The sequence below is a fragment of the Alcaligenes faecalis genome (assembly GCF_002443155.1).
GTDB lineage: Bacteria > Pseudomonadota > Gammaproteobacteria > Burkholderiales > Burkholderiaceae_B > Alcaligenes > Alcaligenes faecalis.
Genome location: NZ_CP023667.1, coordinates 254146 through 273540, shown reverse-complemented (window position 1 = coordinate 273540; position 19395 = coordinate 254146). Strand labels below are relative to the sequence as shown.

The 19395-nt window shown below is 57.8% G+C and carries 21 protein-coding genes; 7 read left to right on the top strand and 14 right to left on the bottom strand.

From position 1 onward, the window contains the following. The first annotated feature begins 13 nt into the window (after nucleotides 1–13). Entirely contained in the window at nucleotides 14–655 is a 642-nt protein-coding gene (locus CPY64_RS01270; protein WP_042483528.1) for an HD domain-containing protein, read from the top strand. 13 nt (nucleotides 656–668) lie between these two features. On the opposite strand, the gene CPY64_RS01265 is transcribed toward CPY64_RS01270, so the two are convergent. The 5 genes from CPY64_RS01265 to CPY64_RS01245 all read right to left on the bottom strand — a co-directional run bounded on the left by CPY64_RS01265 (nucleotide 669) and on the right by CPY64_RS01245 (nucleotide 3149). Further along, entirely contained in the window at nucleotides 669–1043 is a 375-nt protein-coding gene (locus CPY64_RS01265) for a nucleotide pyrophosphohydrolase (RefSeq protein ID WP_042482771.1), read from the bottom strand. 71 nt (nucleotides 1044–1114) lie between these two features. Next, complete coding sequence (locus CPY64_RS01260; RefSeq protein ID WP_042482768.1) at nucleotides 1115–1576, bottom strand: YaiI/YqxD family protein; 462 nt, start codon at nucleotides 1574–1576, stop codon at nucleotides 1115–1117. Nucleotides 1577–1579: 3 nt separating this feature from the next. After that, complete coding sequence (locus tag CPY64_RS01255) at nucleotides 1580–1846, bottom strand: hypothetical protein (RefSeq protein WP_042482763.1); 267 nt, start codon at nucleotides 1844–1846, stop codon at nucleotides 1580–1582. Between the two features lie 217 nt (nucleotides 1847–2063). Beyond that, nucleotides 2064–2345, bottom strand: a complete 282-nt coding sequence (locus tag CPY64_RS01250; protein ID WP_009463196.1) for a peptidylprolyl isomerase — start codon at nucleotides 2343–2345, stop codon at nucleotides 2064–2066. Nucleotides 2346–2441: 96 nt separating this feature from the next. Then, complete coding sequence (locus CPY64_RS01245; protein WP_042482758.1) at nucleotides 2442–3149, bottom strand: TerC family protein; 708 nt, start codon at nucleotides 3147–3149, stop codon at nucleotides 2442–2444. Nucleotides 3150–3602: 453 nt separating this feature from the next. Here CPY64_RS01245 and CPY64_RS01240 point away from each other — a divergent pair, with 453 nt between their 5' ends. The 3 genes from CPY64_RS01240 to CPY64_RS01230 all read left to right on the top strand — a co-directional run bounded on the left by CPY64_RS01240 (nucleotide 3603) and on the right by CPY64_RS01230 (nucleotide 7683). Next, nucleotides 3603–4109, top strand: a complete 507-nt coding sequence (locus tag CPY64_RS01240) for an RNA polymerase sigma factor (protein WP_042482755.1) — start codon at nucleotides 3603–3605, stop codon at nucleotides 4107–4109. Further along, nucleotides 4099–5094 (top strand): FecR family protein, encoded by a 996-nt coding sequence (locus CPY64_RS01235; protein ID WP_042482752.1) that lies wholly within the window; start codon nucleotides 4099–4101, stop codon nucleotides 5092–5094. The genes CPY64_RS01240 and CPY64_RS01235 overlap by 11 nt, the downstream gene beginning before the upstream one ends. Nucleotides 5095–5241: 147 nt before the next feature. Next, on the top strand, nucleotides 5242–7683 hold the full coding sequence (locus CPY64_RS01230; protein WP_042482749.1) for a TonB-dependent siderophore receptor: 2442 nt from the start codon (nucleotides 5242–5244) through the stop codon (nucleotides 7681–7683). A 104-nt stretch (nucleotides 7684–7787) separates the two neighbouring features. Here CPY64_RS01230 and CPY64_RS01225 read toward each other — a convergent pair whose 3' ends face one another. From CPY64_RS01225 to CPY64_RS01200, 6 genes are read right to left on the bottom strand one after another with little or no spacing between them, the layout of a single operon-like run. After that, entirely contained in the window at nucleotides 7788–8597 is an 810-nt protein-coding gene (locus CPY64_RS01225) for a phosphodiesterase (protein ID WP_042482748.1), read from the bottom strand. A gap of 9 nt (nucleotides 8598–8606) precedes the next feature. Next, nucleotides 8607–9449 (bottom strand): carbohydrate ABC transporter permease, encoded by an 843-nt coding sequence (locus CPY64_RS01220; RefSeq protein WP_042482744.1) that lies wholly within the window; start codon nucleotides 9447–9449, stop codon nucleotides 8607–8609. Beyond that, the gene (locus CPY64_RS01215) at nucleotides 9449–10339 is read right to left on the bottom strand and encodes a carbohydrate ABC transporter permease (RefSeq protein ID WP_009463182.1); all 891 of its coding nucleotides are present in this window, start codon (nucleotides 10337–10339) and stop codon (nucleotides 9449–9451) included. Before CPY64_RS01215 ends, CPY64_RS01220 begins: the two co-directional genes overlap by 1 nt. Nucleotides 10340–10351: 12 nt before the next feature. Further along, the gene (locus CPY64_RS01210) at nucleotides 10352–11614 is read right to left on the bottom strand and encodes an ABC transporter substrate-binding protein (RefSeq protein WP_042482740.1); all 1263 of its coding nucleotides are present in this window, start codon (nucleotides 11612–11614) and stop codon (nucleotides 10352–10354) included. 19 nt (nucleotides 11615–11633) lie between these two features. Further along, nucleotides 11634–12740: an ABC transporter ATP-binding protein gene (locus CPY64_RS01205; protein WP_042482737.1), complete on the bottom strand. Its 1107-nt coding sequence runs from the start codon at nucleotides 12738–12740 to the stop codon at nucleotides 11634–11636. Then, complete coding sequence (locus CPY64_RS01200; RefSeq protein WP_042482734.1) at nucleotides 12737–13507, bottom strand: DeoR/GlpR family DNA-binding transcription regulator; 771 nt, start codon at nucleotides 13505–13507, stop codon at nucleotides 12737–12739. The genes CPY64_RS01205 and CPY64_RS01200 overlap by 4 nt, the downstream gene beginning before the upstream one ends. A gap of 235 nt (nucleotides 13508–13742) precedes the next feature. Between CPY64_RS01200 and CPY64_RS01195 the strand changes: the two genes are divergently transcribed. The 3 genes from CPY64_RS01195 to CPY64_RS01185 are packed head-to-tail and all read left to right on the top strand — an operon-like array spanning nucleotide 13743 to nucleotide 16676. Next, nucleotides 13743–14702 (top strand): Bug family tripartite tricarboxylate transporter substrate binding protein, encoded by a 960-nt coding sequence (locus CPY64_RS01195; RefSeq protein WP_042482729.1) that lies wholly within the window; start codon nucleotides 13743–13745, stop codon nucleotides 14700–14702. 19 nt (nucleotides 14703–14721) lie between these two features. Beyond that, entirely contained in the window at nucleotides 14722–15195 is a 474-nt protein-coding gene (locus tag CPY64_RS01190; RefSeq protein ID WP_042482726.1) for a tripartite tricarboxylate transporter TctB family protein, read from the top strand. Beyond that, complete coding sequence (locus tag CPY64_RS01185) at nucleotides 15195–16676, top strand: tripartite tricarboxylate transporter permease (protein WP_042482722.1); 1482 nt, start codon at nucleotides 15195–15197, stop codon at nucleotides 16674–16676. The genes CPY64_RS01190 and CPY64_RS01185 overlap by 1 nt, the downstream gene beginning before the upstream one ends. Nucleotides 16677–16745: 69 nt before the next feature. Here the strand turns inward: CPY64_RS01185 and CPY64_RS01180 are convergent, their stop codons facing one another. From CPY64_RS01180 to CPY64_RS01170, 3 genes are all read right to left on the bottom strand, one after another. Further along, nucleotides 16746–17297 carry a peroxiredoxin gene (locus tag CPY64_RS01180; RefSeq protein ID WP_042482719.1) on the bottom strand — a complete coding sequence of 184 codons (552 nt, stop codon included), beginning with the start codon at nucleotides 17295–17297 and terminating at the stop codon, nucleotides 16746–16748. An 88-nt stretch (nucleotides 17298–17385) separates the two neighbouring features. Beyond that, nucleotides 17386–17934: a TetR/AcrR family transcriptional regulator gene (locus CPY64_RS01175; protein ID WP_123794702.1), complete on the bottom strand. Its 549-nt coding sequence runs from the start codon at nucleotides 17932–17934 to the stop codon at nucleotides 17386–17388. A gap of 200 nt (nucleotides 17935–18134) precedes the next feature. Continuing rightward, a complete protein-coding gene (locus tag CPY64_RS01170) occupies nucleotides 18135–19079 on the bottom strand; it encodes a hypothetical protein (RefSeq protein ID WP_042482713.1) in 945 nt (314 codons plus the stop codon). Between the last annotated feature and the right edge of the window lie 316 nt (nucleotides 19080–19395).

The window sequence follows — 19395 nt, the reverse complement described above, 5'->3', positions numbered from 1 at the left end:
GCGAACCATAGCCATGTCCAGCCTGTTCCACCCCTTCGACGAGCTTGCCGCCCAACTCCTGCCCCACAGCAGCACCAGTCACAACGACGGCTCCCATGACCAATCACACTTGCAGCGCGTCTGGAAGAACGTCTGTGCGATTCAGGAAAAAGAAGGTGGGGATCTGCGGATTTTGCTGGCAGCAACGGTGCTGCACGACTGCGTGGCGGTAGAAAAAAACTCGCCCCTGCGTTCGCGCGCTTCCACTCTGTCAGCGGAGCAAGCGCAACACATCCTGACCAGGATGGACTGGTCCGAGCAGGACTGTGAAGCCGTGGGCCAAGCGATCAAAAGCCATAGTTTTTCAGCCAACATAACGCCGGTCAGCCTGGAAGCCCGCATCTTGCAGGATGCGGACCGTCTGGATGCCATTGGTGCTTTAGGGATCGCTCGCTGCTTCTATACCGCAGGGCGAATGGGCTCCAGCTTGTATGAGCCGGAAGATCCAAAAGCAGAGAGTCGCCCTCTGGATGACAAGCACTACGCACTGGATCACTTCCCGGCCAAATTATTCAAATTGGCCGAAGGTTTTCAGACAAGGCGCGGACAGGAAATCGCGCATGAACGACACGCGCGGATGGAACGATTTGTAGAGGAAATGCTGGGGGAGCTGTAATCCCTAGCCCCTTTTACAACTCCGTATATTTCTTGTTCGTCCCCCGCACCTTATCAGCGGGGTATTTCTGCGCATTCTTCACCAGCTTATTCGTGACCGCTTCGTTCATATCCACACCTAGAACGACTGCAAGACGGCTCAAATAGATCTGCACGTCGGCCAGCTCATCGCGCACGGCTTCGGCGGTTTTCGGATCGTTACCAACCTCGCGGGACTGGTCTTCTGTCAGCCATTGGAAGATTTCGATCAGCTCGCCCACTTCGTTGGTCAGGGCCATGGCCAGGTTTTTGGGGCTATGGAACTGGTCCCACTCACGCTCGCGGGCGAACTGGGCGACGGCCTCATTCAGGCCAGTCAAATTCATCAGGGGGCGGTTGGAGTCTGTCATTACATACTTCACTTTAAAAATTTCAATTTAGCGACAGGCTCACACAAGGACCGGGGGGATGGCAAGTCTGTTTACGATCTCGCAGCCGTTTTCAGGCTCATCATCAGGCGATCCAATGCGTTGGCAAACTCGCGTCGGTCGGCCTGACTGAAGGGGGCCGGGCCTCCGATATCCACGCCAGTGCTGCGCAGCTCTTCCATCATGTCGCGCATGGCCAGGCGCTCGCCTATGCTATTGGCATCCAGCCGTTCGCCTCTGGGGGTCAGGACCAGGGCTTTGCGCTCCAGCACCTGGGCGGCCAGGGGGATATCAGCGGTAATTACCAGATCTCCCACGCTGGCGTGCTGGACAATGTAGTCATCCGCCACATCAAAGCCCCGCGCCACCTGCACCGCCCGCAACCAGGGCGATGGCGGGGTGCGCAGCATCTGGTTGGCCACCAGGATCACATGGCGGCTCCAACGCTGCCCGGCACGGTACAGAATTTCCTTGATGACGACGGGACACGCGTCCGCATCAACCCAAATCTGCATGGATTACAGCTCCAGTGCTTGGGCCAGCAGGCGGTCAATCACTTCATTGGTCGATACGCCTTGTTCGGCAGCACGAGCGCGCACGGCATCAATGACGGGCTGGGTCAGCTTCACAGGAAAGGACACCAGACCAGCGGCCTGATCCAGACGACGTTGTTCGCGCCGATCGGCCACGGCGGAATCACCTGCAAAGCGGTGTGGCGTACCCGCTTTTTTTACATTGCTCAGCAGTTTGACGGCGCTGAGTTTTTCCATATCGGTGCGTTTCATCGGATTTCTTTATAAGAATGGGCTGATTCGCTCACGGTAAGCGAACAACACGGCGACAAGGCCGTGAGCCGGTATGGCTGGCATACTGCGCAGCTTGCAAGCAAATGTCCAGACTTTTTATGTATAAGCCCTGCCCGGCCCTACACCCAATCGCCAGCCACCAGGTCAGCATGCACAAAAAAACCCGCCGTAGCGGGTTTTTTCGGGCCTGATCGTATCAGTCCTGACGTGCAGTCACTTCTACCAGGTGGTAGCCGAACTGAGTCTTGACGGGGCCTTGTACAACGCCAACGGGGGCGCTGAACACAACCTGATCGAACTCGGGCACCATTTGGCCACGGCCAAATGTTCCCAGCTCACCGCCCATGCGGGCCGATGGGCAGCTGGAATTTTCCTTGGCCACCTGAGCAAAGTCAGAACCACCTTCGATAGCGGCTTTCAGTTCGTTCGCTTTCTCTTCGGTGCTGACCAGAATGTGGCGTGCGGAGGCTTGTGCCATGGTGTACTCCTTTTTTTAGAAAATCGTTTGAGCTTAACCCAGAACCATGCCGGAAGCGAAGCCCCCGGCGCCGGTTCTACACCTGCTGTTTCAATTTCAGGCCTGGGCAGCTTTCTTGCGCTTGGCCGCGGCAATGCCATGACCCAGGGCAACGATCAGCAAGGCACCCACCACTTCAGCAATCAGCTTGGTGCTGGTGGAGGCTTCACCGAAGAACTCGACGAATTTCACATCCGTCACGATCATGCCACCGGCAATCCAGCCCAGCAGCGCGGCGCCGAAGGTCACCACGATAGGGAAGCGATCAATCAGCTTCAGAACCAGGGTGCTACCCCAGATAATGATAGGCACACTCACGACCAAGCCAAAGATAACCAGACCGATCTGATGATCCGGATCTGCTGTTTGAGCCGCACCGGCAATCGCGATCACGTTGTCCAGACTCATCACAAAGTCGGCAATGATGATGGTTTTAACGGCTTTCCACAAAGTGGCACCACCCTCAACATTACCGTGACCATCTTCTTCAGGAATCAAGAGCTTGACGCCGATCCAGACCAGCAGCAAGGCACCCACCACTTTCAGGTAAGGCACGGCCAGCAAGGTCAGGGCAAAGGCAATCAGGACCACGCGCAGGCCAATGGCGCCGGCCGTACCCCACAAAATACCCTTGACACGCTGTTGGGCGGGCAAGTTACGGCAAGCCAATGCGATAACCACGGCGTTATCGCCCCCCAGCAATATATCGATCAGGATGATCTGAAATACTGCCGCCCAACTCATTGTTTGCAAAAACTCCATCATGTGTAAGACCGCCTTTTCATATTGTTTGATTGAAAGCTGACGACCATCTTGCATGACTGTACAACGAGAAAATGACGGATGTTGTACAAAACAAAAATGGCCTGATCCATTAAGGACACAGGCCATCTCTTTGTAGAGGATACACCTTGCCCATTAATGGCAAGGTCTTGCTTGCAACCCTAAGGCTGCCCGGGCACCGGGAATGCGTGAAAAACACGGATTGCCGTGATGACGATGCACCGGAAAGTAAGCTACTCCCCCTGATAGTTCGCAAGTATAACGATCTTGTATGAAACAACAAAGCTTTTCGCCGGACATGGCGTTTTTTCGCGGCAAGTTCCCGATCGGCGTTGCACGCTCGCGTCACGCCATGCCGCCAGCAGAAAAAGTCTCATTGAGTTAATGAGAACTATTTGCAATAATTTGCTTTTTGTCATTCAAGCTCCCGTCCTCATGTCCAACTCGGACCTCTCCCGCAAAAGCTGGCTGGCCTGTTATGGCGAGTTCATGCAGTCCTGTCTGCGCCGCTTTGGCAGCGCGGCGGACGCGGAGGACGTCGCTCATGACGCCGTGGAGGCCTTGCTCCAAAAAGATCAGAAAACGCTGACGGCAGCCCATGCCCGTAATTTTCTGTACAGGTCTGCGCGTCATCGGGCCATTGATCTGTGGCGTCGCAATAGCCGCTTCCAGCACCTGGCCTGGGAAGAGCTGCATGAAGACGCCCACCCGGTCACCGACGGGGCCGATGCCCATGCCAGTGCGGAGCAGTTGCGCCGTGCCTTGGTGGCGGCCCTGGAAGAGCTGCCTTTGAATCACCGACGGGCTTTTGTGCTGAATCGCATCGAAGGCTGGACCCAAGCTGAAATTGCCCGCCACCTGAAACTGTCCATTGCCAGTGTGGAGCGTTATATTGCGCTGGCCAGCCAATTTGTCCGCGAGCGCCTGCGCGATGAGTTCTGAATCTCCCTTCTACCCCTGTGATGCCACCTCCCCTGCCGAAGCCGCCGCCCAATGGTCGGCCCGCCTGCATTCGGGCCGCTTTACTCCAGCCGATGAAAAAGCCCTGGAAGACTGGCTGCAGGCCGATCCGGAAAACGAGCGGGAATTTCTGGCGGTAGAGCAGCTCAGCTCTTTGGCCAGCACGCTGGACAAGGACCTGGTCAACTTGCTGTATGGCGACAAGGTGCCTGTTCGGCCCGATCTGCGCCGCCGCAAACTGATCCGCCATACTGGCGCACTGGTCGCCGTGGCCGGCACTGCCGGTTTGGCCGGCCTGCTGCTCAGTCCCCAGGCTGTCTACGCCGCCTCCCTGCAAACACGTGTGGGCGAGCGCCGCTGGGTTCCCCTGCCGGACGGCTCCAGCCTGGAACTGAATACCGGCACACAGGCCGAGCTGCGGTTTTATGAAGACAGCCGTCACCTGGACCTGATTCAGGGCGAAGTGATGTGTGCCGTGGCATCCAACCCGCAACGCCCTTTCATCGTCAAAGCAGGCAATACCGTGGTGCGCGTTACCGGCACCAGCTTTACAGTGCGCCGCGATGCCGAGCAGGTCAAAGTCTTGGTTGAAAGCGGCAGTGTGGAAGTGTCCAGCGGACGCTGGTGGAATCGCCAGACCCGGTATCTGGCCGCAGGCTCGGGCGCCACCGTGTCGCCCGAGGAGGGTCTGAGTATCCAGCCCGAAGTTGATGTGGCCGCTGCCACCGCCTGGCGGCAAGGCCGCCTGATTGTGCGTGATCTGTCCTTGTCGGAGGTCGTTGCGGAACTCAACCGCTACCGCGAGCAACCCATTCGGATCGCTGATGCCAAGATCGGCCAACAGCGTGTCACCGCCTCGTTTCTACTGGACGAACAAAGCGTGGTGCTCCAGGCCCTGCAACAGATTCTGCCACTACAAGCACAAACTCAAGGCGATGGCAGCGTGCTGCTGAGCAGCGTCCCATAGTTACTATTTGTTTCAAACAAAACGATTCAGACTGAGGGGTTTATTAAGACTGACTCGTATTTAGATTCAGCGTTCCTCAACATCACGTTTGAAGAACATATCTGAATCCGGGCACCGTGATGCCCGCCCCTACCCTGAACCTGCACCGTGAACCGAACCGCTTTTCTACCCCGCCTGCGTCCCGTCCTGCTCGCTTTGATGCTGGCCAGTACCAGCGCCCCTGCCCTGGCTCAGGACAATCCTGTTCCTATCCACATTCCTGCCCAGCCCTTGTCCGAAGCCCTGCTGAAACTGGCCGAGCAAACCCAGCTACAGGTGTTTTTCTCGCCCTCGCTGGTGCAAGGTCTGAGCACGACGCCCATTCAGGGCCGCATGCGCCCGGAAGAGGCCCTGCGCAGCCTGCTGCAAAGTTCTGGCCTGGAGTACCGGCGCGAGAACAACACCATCACCCTGTCGCGCCCCAATACGGACGCCACCATGCTGGACCCGGTGCGTGTCGTGGGCCGTCGCCTGCCCGTGACAGAAGGCAGCCAGACCTATGCCAGCCACGGCGCTACCACCACGGCCACCAGGCTGAACATGACGCTACGCGAAACACCACAAACTGTCAGTGTCATGACTCGCCAGCGCATTGAAGACCAGTCACTGGACAATATCGGCAGCGTGCTGCAACAAACGCCCGGTATTTCCATCCAGCACATAGGCAGCGACCGCTACACCATCTACTCGCGTGGCTATGCTATCGACAACTATCAGTTGGACGGCCTGTCCACCTTGTCCGATATCGTCAGCCAGAACATTCCCCAGGGGCTGGCGGATATGGCGATTTATGACCGGGTGGAAGTGCTGCGTGGTGCCTCTGGTCTATTGACCGGCGCAGGCGACCCATCTGGCGTTGTGAACATGGTGCGCAAGCGCCCTACAGCAGACTTCCAGGGCCATGCCGAAGTGGGCTATGGCTCCTGGGATCAGATGCGGGCACAGGTCGATTTGAGCGGGCCTTTGCTCAACAGCGGCCGCTTGCGTGGCCGTCTGGTGGGAGCACATCAGGAAGGCAATAGCTACATGGACTACTTCAAGACCAAGAAAGATATTGTCTACGGCGTTCTGGAAGCGGATATTACGGACACCACTTTGGTGGCCTTGGGCCTGGATTATCAAAAGAACGATCCGCGTGGCTCCACCGGCTCGGGCCTGCCTCTGTTCTACAACACGGGCGAGCAGATCGATTACGACGTACACACCAGCCCCGGCGCACGCTGGAGCTCCAACACCATGGAGGTGACGAACAGCTTCCTGAAGCTGGACCAGCAACTGCCTAACGATTGGGCTTTGGCACTGTCTTTGAACCATATGGAAGGCCGACGCAGCGGTCAGCGTGCCGATGCCTCCTGGGGTTACCCAGACCCGGTCACCGGCAAAGGCGTGAAGCTGTATGGCGGTGTCTCCAGCGCCAAGCAACGTCAAACCAGCTTTGATGTGAATGTGAAAGGCCCGTTCCAGCTCTTCGGACGCGAGCATGAGCTGGTGCTGGGTTTTAACTCGTCCAAGTACGACAACTTCCACGAACCTATGCGCTATGCCGGTATTGAAGGCACCGCCGTGAACAATATGTTCGAGTGGGACAACGATCCTGCCCGCCCGAACATCTCCGGCGAGAAACTGTTTGACTACGATTTGTCCGTCAAGCAATACGGCGGCTATACCGCGCTGCGCTTGAAGCCCAGCGACAATCTGGCCGTGATTCTGGGCACCCGCATCAGCAACTATCGCTACAGCCTGTCCCAGCAGTATCCCGACCCAGCATTGGCCAGGAATAACAGCCTGAAAACCATGCACGAAGACAATGTCTTCACCCCCTATGCAGGCATTGTGTATGACCTGAATGAAGAGCATTCGATCTACGCCAGCTACACCAGCATCTTCAAACCACAAAGCTATCGTGACCGCAGCGGCAACTTTCTGGACCCGCGCAAAGGCGATAACTACGAAATCGGCCTGAAAAGCGAGATGCTGGACGGTCGCGTGAACAGCAGCATTGCGCTGTACGAAATCCGCCAGGACAATCTGGCTGTGGCCGACAGTGGCTTTATCGTGCCGGGCACCGAGCGCGAAGCGGCTTACACCGCTGTCAAAGGCGCCAAAACGCAGGGCCTGGATATGGAAGTGACGGGCGAGCTGCTCGATGGCTGGAACATGGCCTTTAGCTACACCTACAGCCAGACCAAAGACGCCCAGGGCGAGCGCATCAAAACCCTGGTGCCACGCCATATGGCCAAGCTGTGGACCACCTACCGCCTGCCCGGCAGCTGGAATCGCCTGACGATTGGAGGTGGTGTGAACTGGCAAAGCCAGATCCATTTCACCGCCACACCGTGGGATTTGGGCAAGACCGTCACCGGCGAGCAAAGCAGCTACGCCGTGGTCAACCTGATGGGCCGCTACGACTTCAGCAAACAATTGACGGCCACCTTGAACGTCAACAATCTGTTCAACCGCAAGTACCTGAGCGCGCTGGATCAGACCTTCTACACCGGCTATTACGGCGCACCGCGTAATGCCATGCTGAACCTGCGTTACTCCTTCTAAGCAGCACAGGGCCAGAGCGTAAAAAACGGCTCCCGATCTCTGGATTGCCTCCAGGAATCGGGAGCCGTGTTCAACAAGGCAGCGCTGTTATGGCACAGCGTGGATCAAATGCATTTCAAGGCACGTAAATCGCCGGTGTACGGAAAGCGCAGCTCTTCGTAACCGAAGGGCTGGAAGTGCACAGTCAGACCATCTGCATTGGGCAAGATCACCGCATAGCTGGCCGGCTCAAAAGTGGACGTAGCCGCCCCCTCACGCTCCAGATCCAGTTCGTGCTGATGGTTGGTGCCATTCACCGTCACAAAGTGCAGGCCGTTCCACACGCCGCTGGCGCAGCGATGCACGTGGCCGGAGAACAAATGCACGGGCGCGGGATGTGCTTTCAGTACAGGCAACAGATCCGGGGCATTGCTCAAGCGCAGCCAGTCCATGGACGGGTACTGCAAGGCGGGCAAAGGATGGTGGGAAAACAGCATCACCGGCCCGCTATGCGCGGCCAACTCCTGCTGCAACCACTCCAGACGCCGCGTACACAAGTAGCCGTTGGTGTAGCCGTCCTCCAAAGTGTCCAGATAAATCAGACGCCAGTCACCCATGGTTTCCGCGTTTTGCACAAAACCGGGCAAATCGCTTGTGGCCTGTGGAAACACGCTATGAAATGCGCTGCGGCTGTCGTGGTTGCCCATCATCAGACGCACGGGCGGAATCAAGACCTGCAAACCTTCACGCAGACGCTCGTAAGCACGTGGGTGACCGGCGTGGGTCAGGTCGCCCGTCAGCACACACAAGTCCGCATCGGCATGGTGGCGGTTGACGTGTTCCACACAGCTACGCAAGCGATCCAGAGGGTCCGAGCCAAACAACAGGCCATCGGGCGGGGTAATGTGCAGATCCGAAAACTGGATGATCTTCATCAGAATTCCTTAACGAATGCCGGCGCGTAAAAAGGCCTGCATGAACTGCTTTTGAAACAGTAAAAAGCCCAGCAAAAGCGGCAAGATAGTCATTAATGTGGCGGCACTGATCAGGGAGATACTGACACCACTTTCCGGTGCGCCAAACAGGGATAAACCCACTGTCAAAGGCCGGGTGTGGTCAGAGCTGCTGATCACCAAAGGCCAGAGGAAATTGTTCCAGTGCGTAGACACCGACACCAGGGCGTAAGCCAGGTATACAGGCTTGACCAGCGGCACATACACCCGCCAGAGCACACCCAGGCGGCTGCAGCCTTCTAGGCGCGCCGCATCTTCCAGTTCACGTGGCACTTGCTTGAAAGCCTGGCGCAACAAGAACACACCAAAGGCACTGGCCATATAAGGCACACCCATGCCCCAGACCGTGTCCGTCCAGCCCAGCAAGGCCACCATGCGGTAGTTCTCCACAATCAGCACTTCGGGCAGGATGAACAACTGCAACAGCAACAGCATGAACAAAAACTGACTGCCAAAGAAACGAAAGCGGGCAAAGGCGTAAGCGGCCAGGGTACACAGCACAAACTGCCCGACCAGAATGGTCAGCACCAGCACGGTGGTGTTGAAGATGTAGCGCAGCCAGGGCGCACGGTCCCAGGCCGCAGAAAAATTGTCCAAAGTCCAGCCTGCGCTCCAGTCAAAACTCAAGGCAGCGGACGGGTTACGAAATGCAGCCCAGCAGGCGTACAGCAGGGGTGCAATCCACAGCAGGGCCAAAGCGTGTGCCCCTACCGTATCCAGAGAGGGCAAACGCAGCGGGCGGCCTGGGGCGGTCAAAACAGTGTCCATGTTCATCACTGGTAGTGCACGCGTCGTTCAGCGTAGCGGAATTGAAAAATAGCGACGGCACCCAGCCCCAGCAGGAGCACAACCGTCAGCACGGCGGCACTAGGCGTATCCATATAGGCAAAGGCGGTCTCCCAGATCCAGTACAGCATCAGCTTGGAGGCATTATTGGGGCCGCCCTTGGTCAGGATAAACAGGTGATCAACCAGCTTGACCGAGTTGATCAGCGCGTTGATCAAAATGAACAGGGTCGTGGGTGCCAGCAAGGGCAAGAGCACACGGCGGCCATACTGCCAACGGGTCGCGCCTTCCAGACGAGCGGCATCGCGCAGCTCGGGCGGGATGGTTTGCAAGGCCGCCAGATAAAAGATCATGAAAAAACCGGCTTCTTTCCAGATCGTCACCACCATGACCGCGCCCAAGGCGGTTTGCGGCTGGCCCAGCCAGTTGGTGGCCCCGGCGCCAAACAGCTTGGCAATCTGATCCAGTAAACCCAGATCCGGTGTGTAGAAAAACAGCCATAGATTGGCGGCAGCAATCATGGGCAGCATGGTGGGCGTGAAGTAAGCACAACGCACCCAGGCCCGCATGCTCATGGCCCGGTTGGCCCACAAGGCCATCAACAAGGCCAGGGCCATGGACACCGGAATCACAATCGCCGCGTACCAAAGATTGTTCTTCAGAACCAGCCAGAACGTCGGGTCAGCCAGCATGGCATCGTAGTTGTCCATGCCCACGAACTGGGCCGGACGACGAGCCGTGCCTTTACTCAACAGGCTGGACCAGAACGTGTGCAGCGCCGGGATAAAGGCAAACACGCTTAGCAGCACAAACAGCGGCGTCAACAAGAGGTACGCAAATACCCACTCTTTACGCAGCACACGCAATGGTTCAGCCATTCCTGCACCTGCTTAGTTGAAAGGACGCAGCAGACGATCTGCGGCAGCCTGGGCTTCATCCAGAGCGGCCTTGGGCGTCTTGGCATTGGTCAGCACGGCTTGCACGGCGTTGGACAGCAGCTCACGTACACGCGCTGTCTCGTAAGTCGCAAACTCGGGCGAGGCTACGGCCAACTGATCGCGAGCCACCAGTGCCTGCGGGAAGGTCTTGGCGTACTCGACCAGAGCAGGCGTTTCGTAGGCGGCCGGGCTGACACCCACATAACCCGTGGCCATGGACCAGTCGGCAGCACGTTCAGGGGCCGTCATCCAGCGCACGAAATCCAGAGCCGCTTTCTTCTGCTCGTCGTTAGCGCCCTTGAACAGGTAGAAGTTGCCACCGCCGGTAGGCGAAGCCGCTTTTTCCTTGGCAGGCAGCATGGCGACACCAAAGTCGAACTTGGCTTCATTCTTGACGGCTGTCAGGTTACCCGTGGTGTGCCACATCATGGCGGTCTTGCCCTGCACAAAAGCCTGGCGCAGCGTGCCCCATTCAATGGTGCCGGTGGGGCTGACCTTGTGCTTGTAGGCCAGGTCGTGGAAGAACTGCAGAGCCTCAACCGACTTGGGATCATTGAAGTAGACCTGTGTGCCTTCTTCATTCATCAGCTGACGGCCGTTTTGCAAGGCCATGGCCTGGAACATCCAGTAGGGGTAGCCGGTCGAAGGGATCATCAAACCGTGGTGCTGATCGTTGGTCAGCTTCTGGGCGGTTTGCACCAGTTCGTCCCAGGTTTTGGGCGCTTGGTCCGGATTCAGGCCCGCTTCACGGAACATGTCCTTGTTGTAGAACATGACGATGGTAGAGCGCTGGAATGGAATGCCCCAGACCTTGCCTTCCAAGGTGCCGTTAGCCATCAAGGCAGGGTAAAAGCTTTTCAGCCAATCCTGGCTGGGGGCGTCCTGGGCCACATCGCTAAAGGCTTCAACCAGGCCTTGTTCGACCAGATCATGAGTGTCCAATGCACCCAGCACAGACAACTGCACCGGCTCGCCTGCACGCAGGGCCGACAAGGCACGCACACGGGTTTCGTCGTAATTGCCGGAGTACACGGCTTTCACTTTGACTTCCGGGTTTTGGGCCTGGTAGTCCTTGATCATTCCATCGACCACATCGGTCAGCGGACCACCCACGGCAATGGGGTAATACATGGTCAATTCCACCGCGCTATGGGCGTTGGCGCCCAGGCCCATCAACAGGGCGCTGGAGGTGGCAAGCAGACAATTCTTCAACATGAGTAGACTCGCAATACGTTTAGGGAAGAACAGCAGGAGGAACAGCGAAAGGAGCAGCAGTCAGAGCATCCGCTGACGGAGTCGGCAGGCGAGCCCCGCTGTCCTGGTTAAAGTAAAAAGCGTGAACGGGATTCCAGCTCAAACCACAGCGAGCGCCCGCCTCGACGCTGCGGCTGTGCGGCGCGCGCACGATCAGGGTATGGCCGTCATCAAGCTGCACGTACACATAGGCATCGGCGCCCTGAAACTCCTGATGCACCACGGTGGCGGCCACATGCTGCTCGCCCGCTTCGTGCAAGTTCAGGTTCTCCGGGCGCACGCCCACCAGCACACGATGCGGCTGGTCGTACTGACGGCGCGACGGCCACAGCTCCACGGGAACGTGGTCGCTGTGAATCATCATCATGGGTGGGCTGCCGATAAAACCGGCGGTAAAGACGCTATTGGGCTGGCCGTACAAATCCTGGGCGCTGCCCTGCTGCTCGATATGTCCGGCATTGAGCAGCACCACGTGATCGGCCATGCCCATGGCTTCGGTCTGGTCGTGCGTGACGTACACAACGGTCAAGCCCAGGCGCTGCTGCAAGGCACGGATTTCATGGCGCACGGTGTGACGCAGCTTGGCATCCAGGTTCGAGAGCGGTTCGTCCATCAAGCAAATGCGATGACCCGACACAATGCTGCGCGCCAAGGCGACACGCTGCCGCTGCCCGCCCGAAAGCTGGCCAGGTTTGCGCTCTTCCAGACCTTCCAGATTGGTCAGCGCCAAGGCTTCACGCAGCCGCTCTTTTTGCTGCTGACGATCAGCCCGGCGTACTTGCAGGCCGAACAAGATGTTGTCGACCACATTCAGATGCGGGAACAAGGCGTAGGACTGGAACACCATGCTTAAGCCACGCTTGGCGGGCTCCAGATAAGTGGCGTCCTGCCCATTGATCAGAAGGCGACCCTGATCCGGTGTTTCCAACCCGGCAATAATGCGCAGCAAGGTGGATTTTCCGCAGCCCGAAGGCCCCAGCAAGGCCGTGAACTTGCCTTCCTGAATGGACAGGTCCATCTGCTTGAGCACAGCCTGTTCACCCCAGGCTTTGCCTATGCCTTGCAGCTCAATAGCGGCGCGACTCATGCCTGCACCTCGTCGGCAACCACGACCTGAATGCGTGCAGGAATTTGCTCGCGATAAGGCTCGGGAATAGGTTGGTCACTGACCAGAATATCCACATCATCCAAAGAGCCACTGCGCACAGGCGCACGACGGCCAAACTTGGTGTGGTCCAGCACCAGAATCCGCACACGGCAATTGCCGCGCAAAGCTTTGTGGCAATCGGACTCGGCCATGTCAAAGTCCAGCAAGGCGCCGTCCGAATCAAAGCCCCCTACCCCGGACACCCCGAAGTCGGCCTTGAAACTGTTGAACAGACGTTCGGCACCAGGGCCCAGAATTTCGGGGTTAGGTTGGCGTAATTCGCCTCCCGTCAGTACCACGCGGTGGCTCATATTGTGGGACAGGGCCAAAGCCGCGCTGATGTTGTTGGTGACTACGGTCAGATCACGATGGTCGGCCAGCGCCAGGGCAACTTGCTCGGGGGTCGTGCCAAAGCCCAGCAGCAGGCTGGCACCGGGAGGAATCAATTTGGCAACGGCTCGGCCGATACGGGCCTTGGCTTGCAAATGGGTAATGCGGCGCGTCTGGAAAGGCACATTGCGCTCGACCACGTTCAGTTCGGCACCCCCATGGCGGCGGCGCACCAGATCGGCTTCATACAAGTGGTTCAGGTCGCGCCGGATAGTCTGCGGCGTCACCCCGAAATGCGAGGCCAAGCCATCAACGGACACCGCCCCTTGGGCGGCCAGCAAATCCACAATAATGCTTTGCCTGACAGATAGGTTCATAACACGGCGTATGGGTTTCGTTTGAATACCCGGCAGTGTAGGAACGCGACGTTACGAGTCGGTGACGCTCAGATGAAAGTTTTATGACGTAAAAATGTTCGTATGAACATTTTCATCAGTGCCTCCATCATCAATTGCACGCTGCATTCAACGGCTTTACGCATAGGGTAATATCAGGAGCGAACAACTAAAAAAAATCAGGTGCCTGCGTGCACACTTATTCAGGAGACATGACATGAAACTTCATCGCTTTCTGCGTCCCTTGCTGGCCGCTACCTTGCTGGGGGCTGCAGTCACTGCGCAAGCCCAGCTCAGCATGATGCTGCCTGCCAATCCAGGCGGAGGCTGGGATTCCACAGGCCGCCAATCCATGCAGGCCATGAATGAGGCTGGCATCTACACCGGCACCGTCAGCTTCACCAATAAGGGCGGTGCCGGCGGCACCATTGGCCTGGCCGACTTCCAGCGTTCGCAAAAGGGCAAAGCCGATGCCCTGGCTGTATTCGGTGCGATCACGGTCGGCTCGATTGCCATGAACAAATCCCCCATCGATTTGAGCAAATTCCGACCTGTGGCGCGTTTGACAGCGGAATACGTTGTGCTGGCGGTCAAAGCCGACTCCCCCTATGAAAACCTGGATGATTTTGTACAAGCGATGAAGGCCAACCCTGGAGCCATGCCCGTGGGCGGTGGCTCTGCCGGTGGTACGGATCACATTGCCCTGGCCTTGCTGGCACAACAAGGCCAGGTGCCCGTCAAAGCCCTGAACTACATCCCGCAAGCCGGCGGTGCCGATACGGTGACTAGCATCGTCAACGGGACCCTGAAGGCCGGAATCTCGGGAGCGTCCGAGTTCCAGCAATTTGCCGACAGCGGCCGCATCCGCATTCTGGCAATTTCCTCGGACAAGCGAATGAGAGGTCTGGAACAGGTTCCCACGTTCACCGAAGCCGGATACAAGGTCGAAATTGCCAACTGGCGGGGCATTCTGGGCTCGGTCGACATGCCTGAAGAAAACTATCAGCTGTGGATTGACCACTTCACCAAGCTCAGCGAAGCACCACAATGGAAAGCAACGCAGGAACGTCTGGGCTGGGAGCCGTACTTTCTGGCCGGCGACAAATTCGGTGACTTCATCAAGGCAGAAACCGAGCGCACCACGACCATCCTGCAAGACGCGGGCTTGATCCAGTAAAGCAAGTCGGGGAACACACATGAGTGCAACTTCGCGTCAGCCCTGGTGGCTGGGGCTGGCGGTCATCCTGGCGGGTGCCGTCTGTCTCTATGCCTCCATGTCCCTGACCCTCAGCGCACAATATGCCGCGATTGGCCCAGGCCTGTTCGTTGCGCTGGTCGGCGTGGGACTGATTGTTCTGGGTATTTTGTTCCTGCTGCAAATGCATCATGGCACCGCCTTCGACAAGGAAGAGCTGGCCCAGGATCCTGGCATGGACAAGGGGCCCTTTCTGACCGTCCTGCTGGCTGCTGTGCTGCCCAGCCTGATGATGGAGCCTTTGGGCCTGCCACTCACGGCCTCAGTGTGTTTCATGCTGGTGGCACGTGCTCTGGGTTCACGTCGCGTGCTGCTGGATCTGCTCTCCGGCTTTGTGCTGGGCAGCGCCTGCTGGTTTCTGTTTGGCCGCCTGGGTTTGCAACTGGGCGGCTTTCTTCCTGTGGCGGGGCTGTAATGGATACGCTTTCTTTGCTCTTGCACGGCTTTGAGGTAGCCCTGCAGCCCATGAACCTGATGTGGGCCTTGATTGGTTCGGTGCTGGGTACGGCCATTGGCATCCTGCCCGGCATTGGCCCGGCGCTGACCATTGCCCTGCTACTGCCAGTCACCGTCTCCGTCGGCCCGGTCTCGGCCTTCATCATGTTCGCCGGGGTGCTTTACGGGGCCATGTATGGAGGCTCGACCACTGCCATTCTGATCAACACCCCCGGTGAAGCCGGCTCCATGATGACGGCCCTGGAAGGCAACAAGATGGCGCGCCGTGGACGGGGCGCGGCGGCCTTGGCCACGGCCGCGATTGGCTCGTTTATTGCCGGCACTATCGCTACCCTGGCGCTGACCTTTGCCGCTCCGGTCGTTGCCGAGCTGGCCTTTATCTTCACACCGGCAGACTACTTTGCCCTGACCATCATGGCCTTTACCTCGGTCGCTGTGGTGATGGGAGCTTCCCGCGTCCGTGGTTTTATTTCCTTGTTTCTGGGCCTGGCACTGGGCGTGATCGGGATCGATGCCATGACCGGGCAGGCTCGCATGACCTTCGGGCTGCCCGACCTGCTCGATGGTGTTGAGCTGACGGTGGTGCTGGTCTCGGTCTTTGCGGTAGGAGAAATTCTGTACGTGGCCAGCCGCTTTCGTCACAACGACGAGCAGATCATCCCCATCAGTGGCAAAGCCTTCATGACACGCAATGAATGGGCCCGCTCATGGAAGCCCTGGTTGCGTGGCACGGTCATTGGTTTCCCGATGGGGGCGATTCCTGGCGGGGGCTCAGAATTGCCCACCATGCTGTCCTATTCACTGGAAAAAAACCTGTCCAAGAACAAGGATGAGTTTGGACACGGTGCGATCGAAGGCGTTGCCGGTCCCGAAGCGGCCAATAATGCCGCCGCAGCCGGAATTCTGGTGCCCTTGCTGACGCTGGGCTTGCCCACATCCGCCACTGCCGCCATTTTGCTGGTTGCGTTTCAAAACTACGGCCTGCAGCCCGGACCTTTTCTGTTTTCCAGCAATCCTGAACTGGTCTGGGGCCTGATTGCCTCGCTGTATGTCGGCAACGCCATGCTGCTGGTGCTGAACCTGCCGCTGGTCGGCCTATGGGTGCGTCTGCTTTATATCCCCAAACCGCAGCTTTATGCCGGGATTCTGGTCTTTGCCATGATCGGCATCTGGGGCGTGTCCGGCTCCACCTTTGAATTGGCCATGATGGCCGGCCTGGGCGTGGTCAGCTACATCATGCGGGTCTATGGCTTTCCCATTGCGCCTTTGCTGATCGGTCTGATTCTGGTGCCCTTGGCCGAGAATCAGTTGCGAACGGCCCTGGCAGCCGGACAGGGAAATTTTCTGGTGCTGCTGGAAAGTCCGATTGCAGTGGGTTTTTATATTGCGGCCATTCTGTTTTTGAGCGTGCCGTACATGCTCAAGCGACTGCAAAAATAAGCCACAAAAAAGCAAGCCCCGTGTCCTGCGCGGCTTGCTTTCCTCCCGAACCAGCATCAAGCCAAGCGCTTATTTTGTCCCTTGCTGCGCCGCCAGATCGCGCACGGCCTGCAAGGTCTTGCTGACATGCTCATCGGGGTCCATGGCCGTGTATTCATACACAATCTTGCCCTCGGGCGAGATCACATAAGACATGCGCGCGGCCCGTTCCGTATGGGTTCCCAAGCCTGCATCATAAGCCTTGATGACCTGGCCAGTGGTATCGGCGCCCACCGCAAACTTGCTGCCGCAAGGGCCGGTGGAAAAGTCTTTCAGAGTGTCGATATTGTCTGCGGAAAGCCCGATGACCGTGGCACCGAAATAGGCATACTCATCAATGGCTTCGGCAAAGGTATGCGCTTCGATCGTGCAACCTTTAGTGAACGCGGCCGGATAAAAGTACAGCACGACCGGCCCGTTATTCAGCGCCTCTTTCAAGGAGAAATCAAAGGTTTTACCGGCCAGGGCGGCTTGCACCGTGAAGTCCGGCGCGGGAGTACCCAGCTCCAATGCAGCCTGTGCGCCACCTGCCGCCATCAGCAGGGAAAAGCTCAAAGAGAATCGTGCGATTGTGTGTTTCATGCCATTGCCTCCGGATTTCCATGCTGCACCAGCAAGCAGCGTAATCCGCCAGAGCAGGAAAGCACAAGACCTGGTTTTTGCAAACCAATCAAGGATGAACGATCCCGCCCCACAGCAAGGAAAACACATTATGGGGTGCATCATGGCGGGCCAGGCGGCCTGCCCGTATCAATCGGGCGGCCTTGCTCAACAAGGCAAACAAGGACTCACACAACCAACTGGCCGACAAATCCCGGCGCAAGGCCCCAATTTCCTGCCAATGCTGAAACTGCTGAATCAAAGCCTGTCGCACCGCTTCAGTACGGGCCGTAGAGTCTTCTTCTACCTGCAACTGGCGCTCCACGTACATGTACAGCTCCACAATGGGTAGCAGTTCCTGTATGAGGCGCTGAAGGGCTTCTTGCGGCGGCCCCTCGCACAGGCGGGCACGCTCGATGGCCTGCTCGGCACTGATAACCCCCTCCTGGAAGATCTCCGTCATCATGGTTTCACGGGAAGGAAAGTAGCGGCACAAGGTTGCACGACTCAAGCCCACCAAACCGGCCAGTTGTCCCATGGAGGCGCGTGGCTGATCCGCCAGCGCATTGACAAGTCGCAATAGCAATTCCTCGCGTGGCCGAGGTTTTGCTGCAGTCATAATTTTTTCCCCTAGGTAATACAGGACTTGATCGGGCCCAGGCGATGGCCAGATTGTTACGAGTCGGTCTTGTTGTTTTGAACCACTGGAGATCAGGAAAACAAACAGGCACGCTCGCTGGGTGGAGCGTGCGCTAGTGTAACGTCATTCAGTGGGAAACCGTATTTCACCCATGGAATAATGACTATGCGGGTGATTTTTCAAACGCCTCCGGCGACACGCGGTGCAGGCCAGAATGCTTCCGTCAGCAAGGTATCCGGGTCCCGATCCAGAGGGCCAGGCCGGGTTTCAGGCACACAGCGGCGCAAGGCTTGCTGCATTCGATGCAAGGCCAGCTCTCCTGTCGCCCCGGCGGTCACTCGATCCCACCAGAACCTGTGCACGTGGCGTACCTGCACGGGCACGCTGGGCAGACCCAGCCGCTGCGCCATGGCCAGCCTGTGCAGGCCCCGATTGATTTTCAGAATGCGGCCATCGCGCGAGATCACCACGCCCAAGGCGTCTTTGCCGCGTTTGGGATCAAAACCATCACGGGCCATATCGTCCAGAAAGCCCAGATAGATACGCAGGTATTCAATGATTTTTTCCGGCGTATCCAGAAACACGCCTTGCTGATACGACTCCCAGGGATTGCCCTGCTCGATGCGCTTCATCAGCTTCTTGAAGCGCGCCGTTTGCTCCAACTGATGCCGATTTTCATCCAGATCGCTGATCAGGGAATAACGCGTTCCGACACGCAGATCTTCGCGCCGCTGGTCCCAGCTTCCCTCCCAGATAAAGGCCAAAGAGAAAGGTCGTTTTTCCTCTTTGCGAGGGGCCTGAATGGCCATGCGTATCAGCTCTCGCGGGTTCACATGCAGGGTTAATGCCTGCTCGCCCAAGGTTTCATGAACGATGTGGCGGGGCAGACCAAACGCTTCGATACGGCGGCTGCCCGCCTTGCTGCGCATCCAGCGCTGCAACATGATGCGGCCCAACGGAAAACCCAGATACTGCTGGGTCTTGTCCCGGCTGTGCGCCACCCAATGCGCCAGCATCACGCGCTGGCGAATCTCCGGTGCTGCCAGGCGACCAAAGGCCGCATCTGCGCCGGGCCCCAACAAGCCCTTGCCTGCCACTGCTCGCAATTTGTTCTGATCGGTCACGTGACCTCCATGACGACTCACTGCCTCCCCCAGGCATTGAATAAAACACTGCACATGAACGTCGCCATGTCGATGGCAAGAGCAAAGACACGGGTACGCTTCCTTGAGAGAAAAAAATCTTAATTGAGACATAATAGTCTCAAACTATACATTTTCCACTTTTTGACTATTTCGTAAATGCAATAAAGAAAGCCATGGCTGAGACAAATCAAAAAGTCACCGTTCAGCCCCTCCTGAAGCACGCGCCCTGCTCCACCCCTGCGCATAAGCGAGCACCATAGAGGCAGGCACAGACTGAACAGGCAAGAAAAAGCCC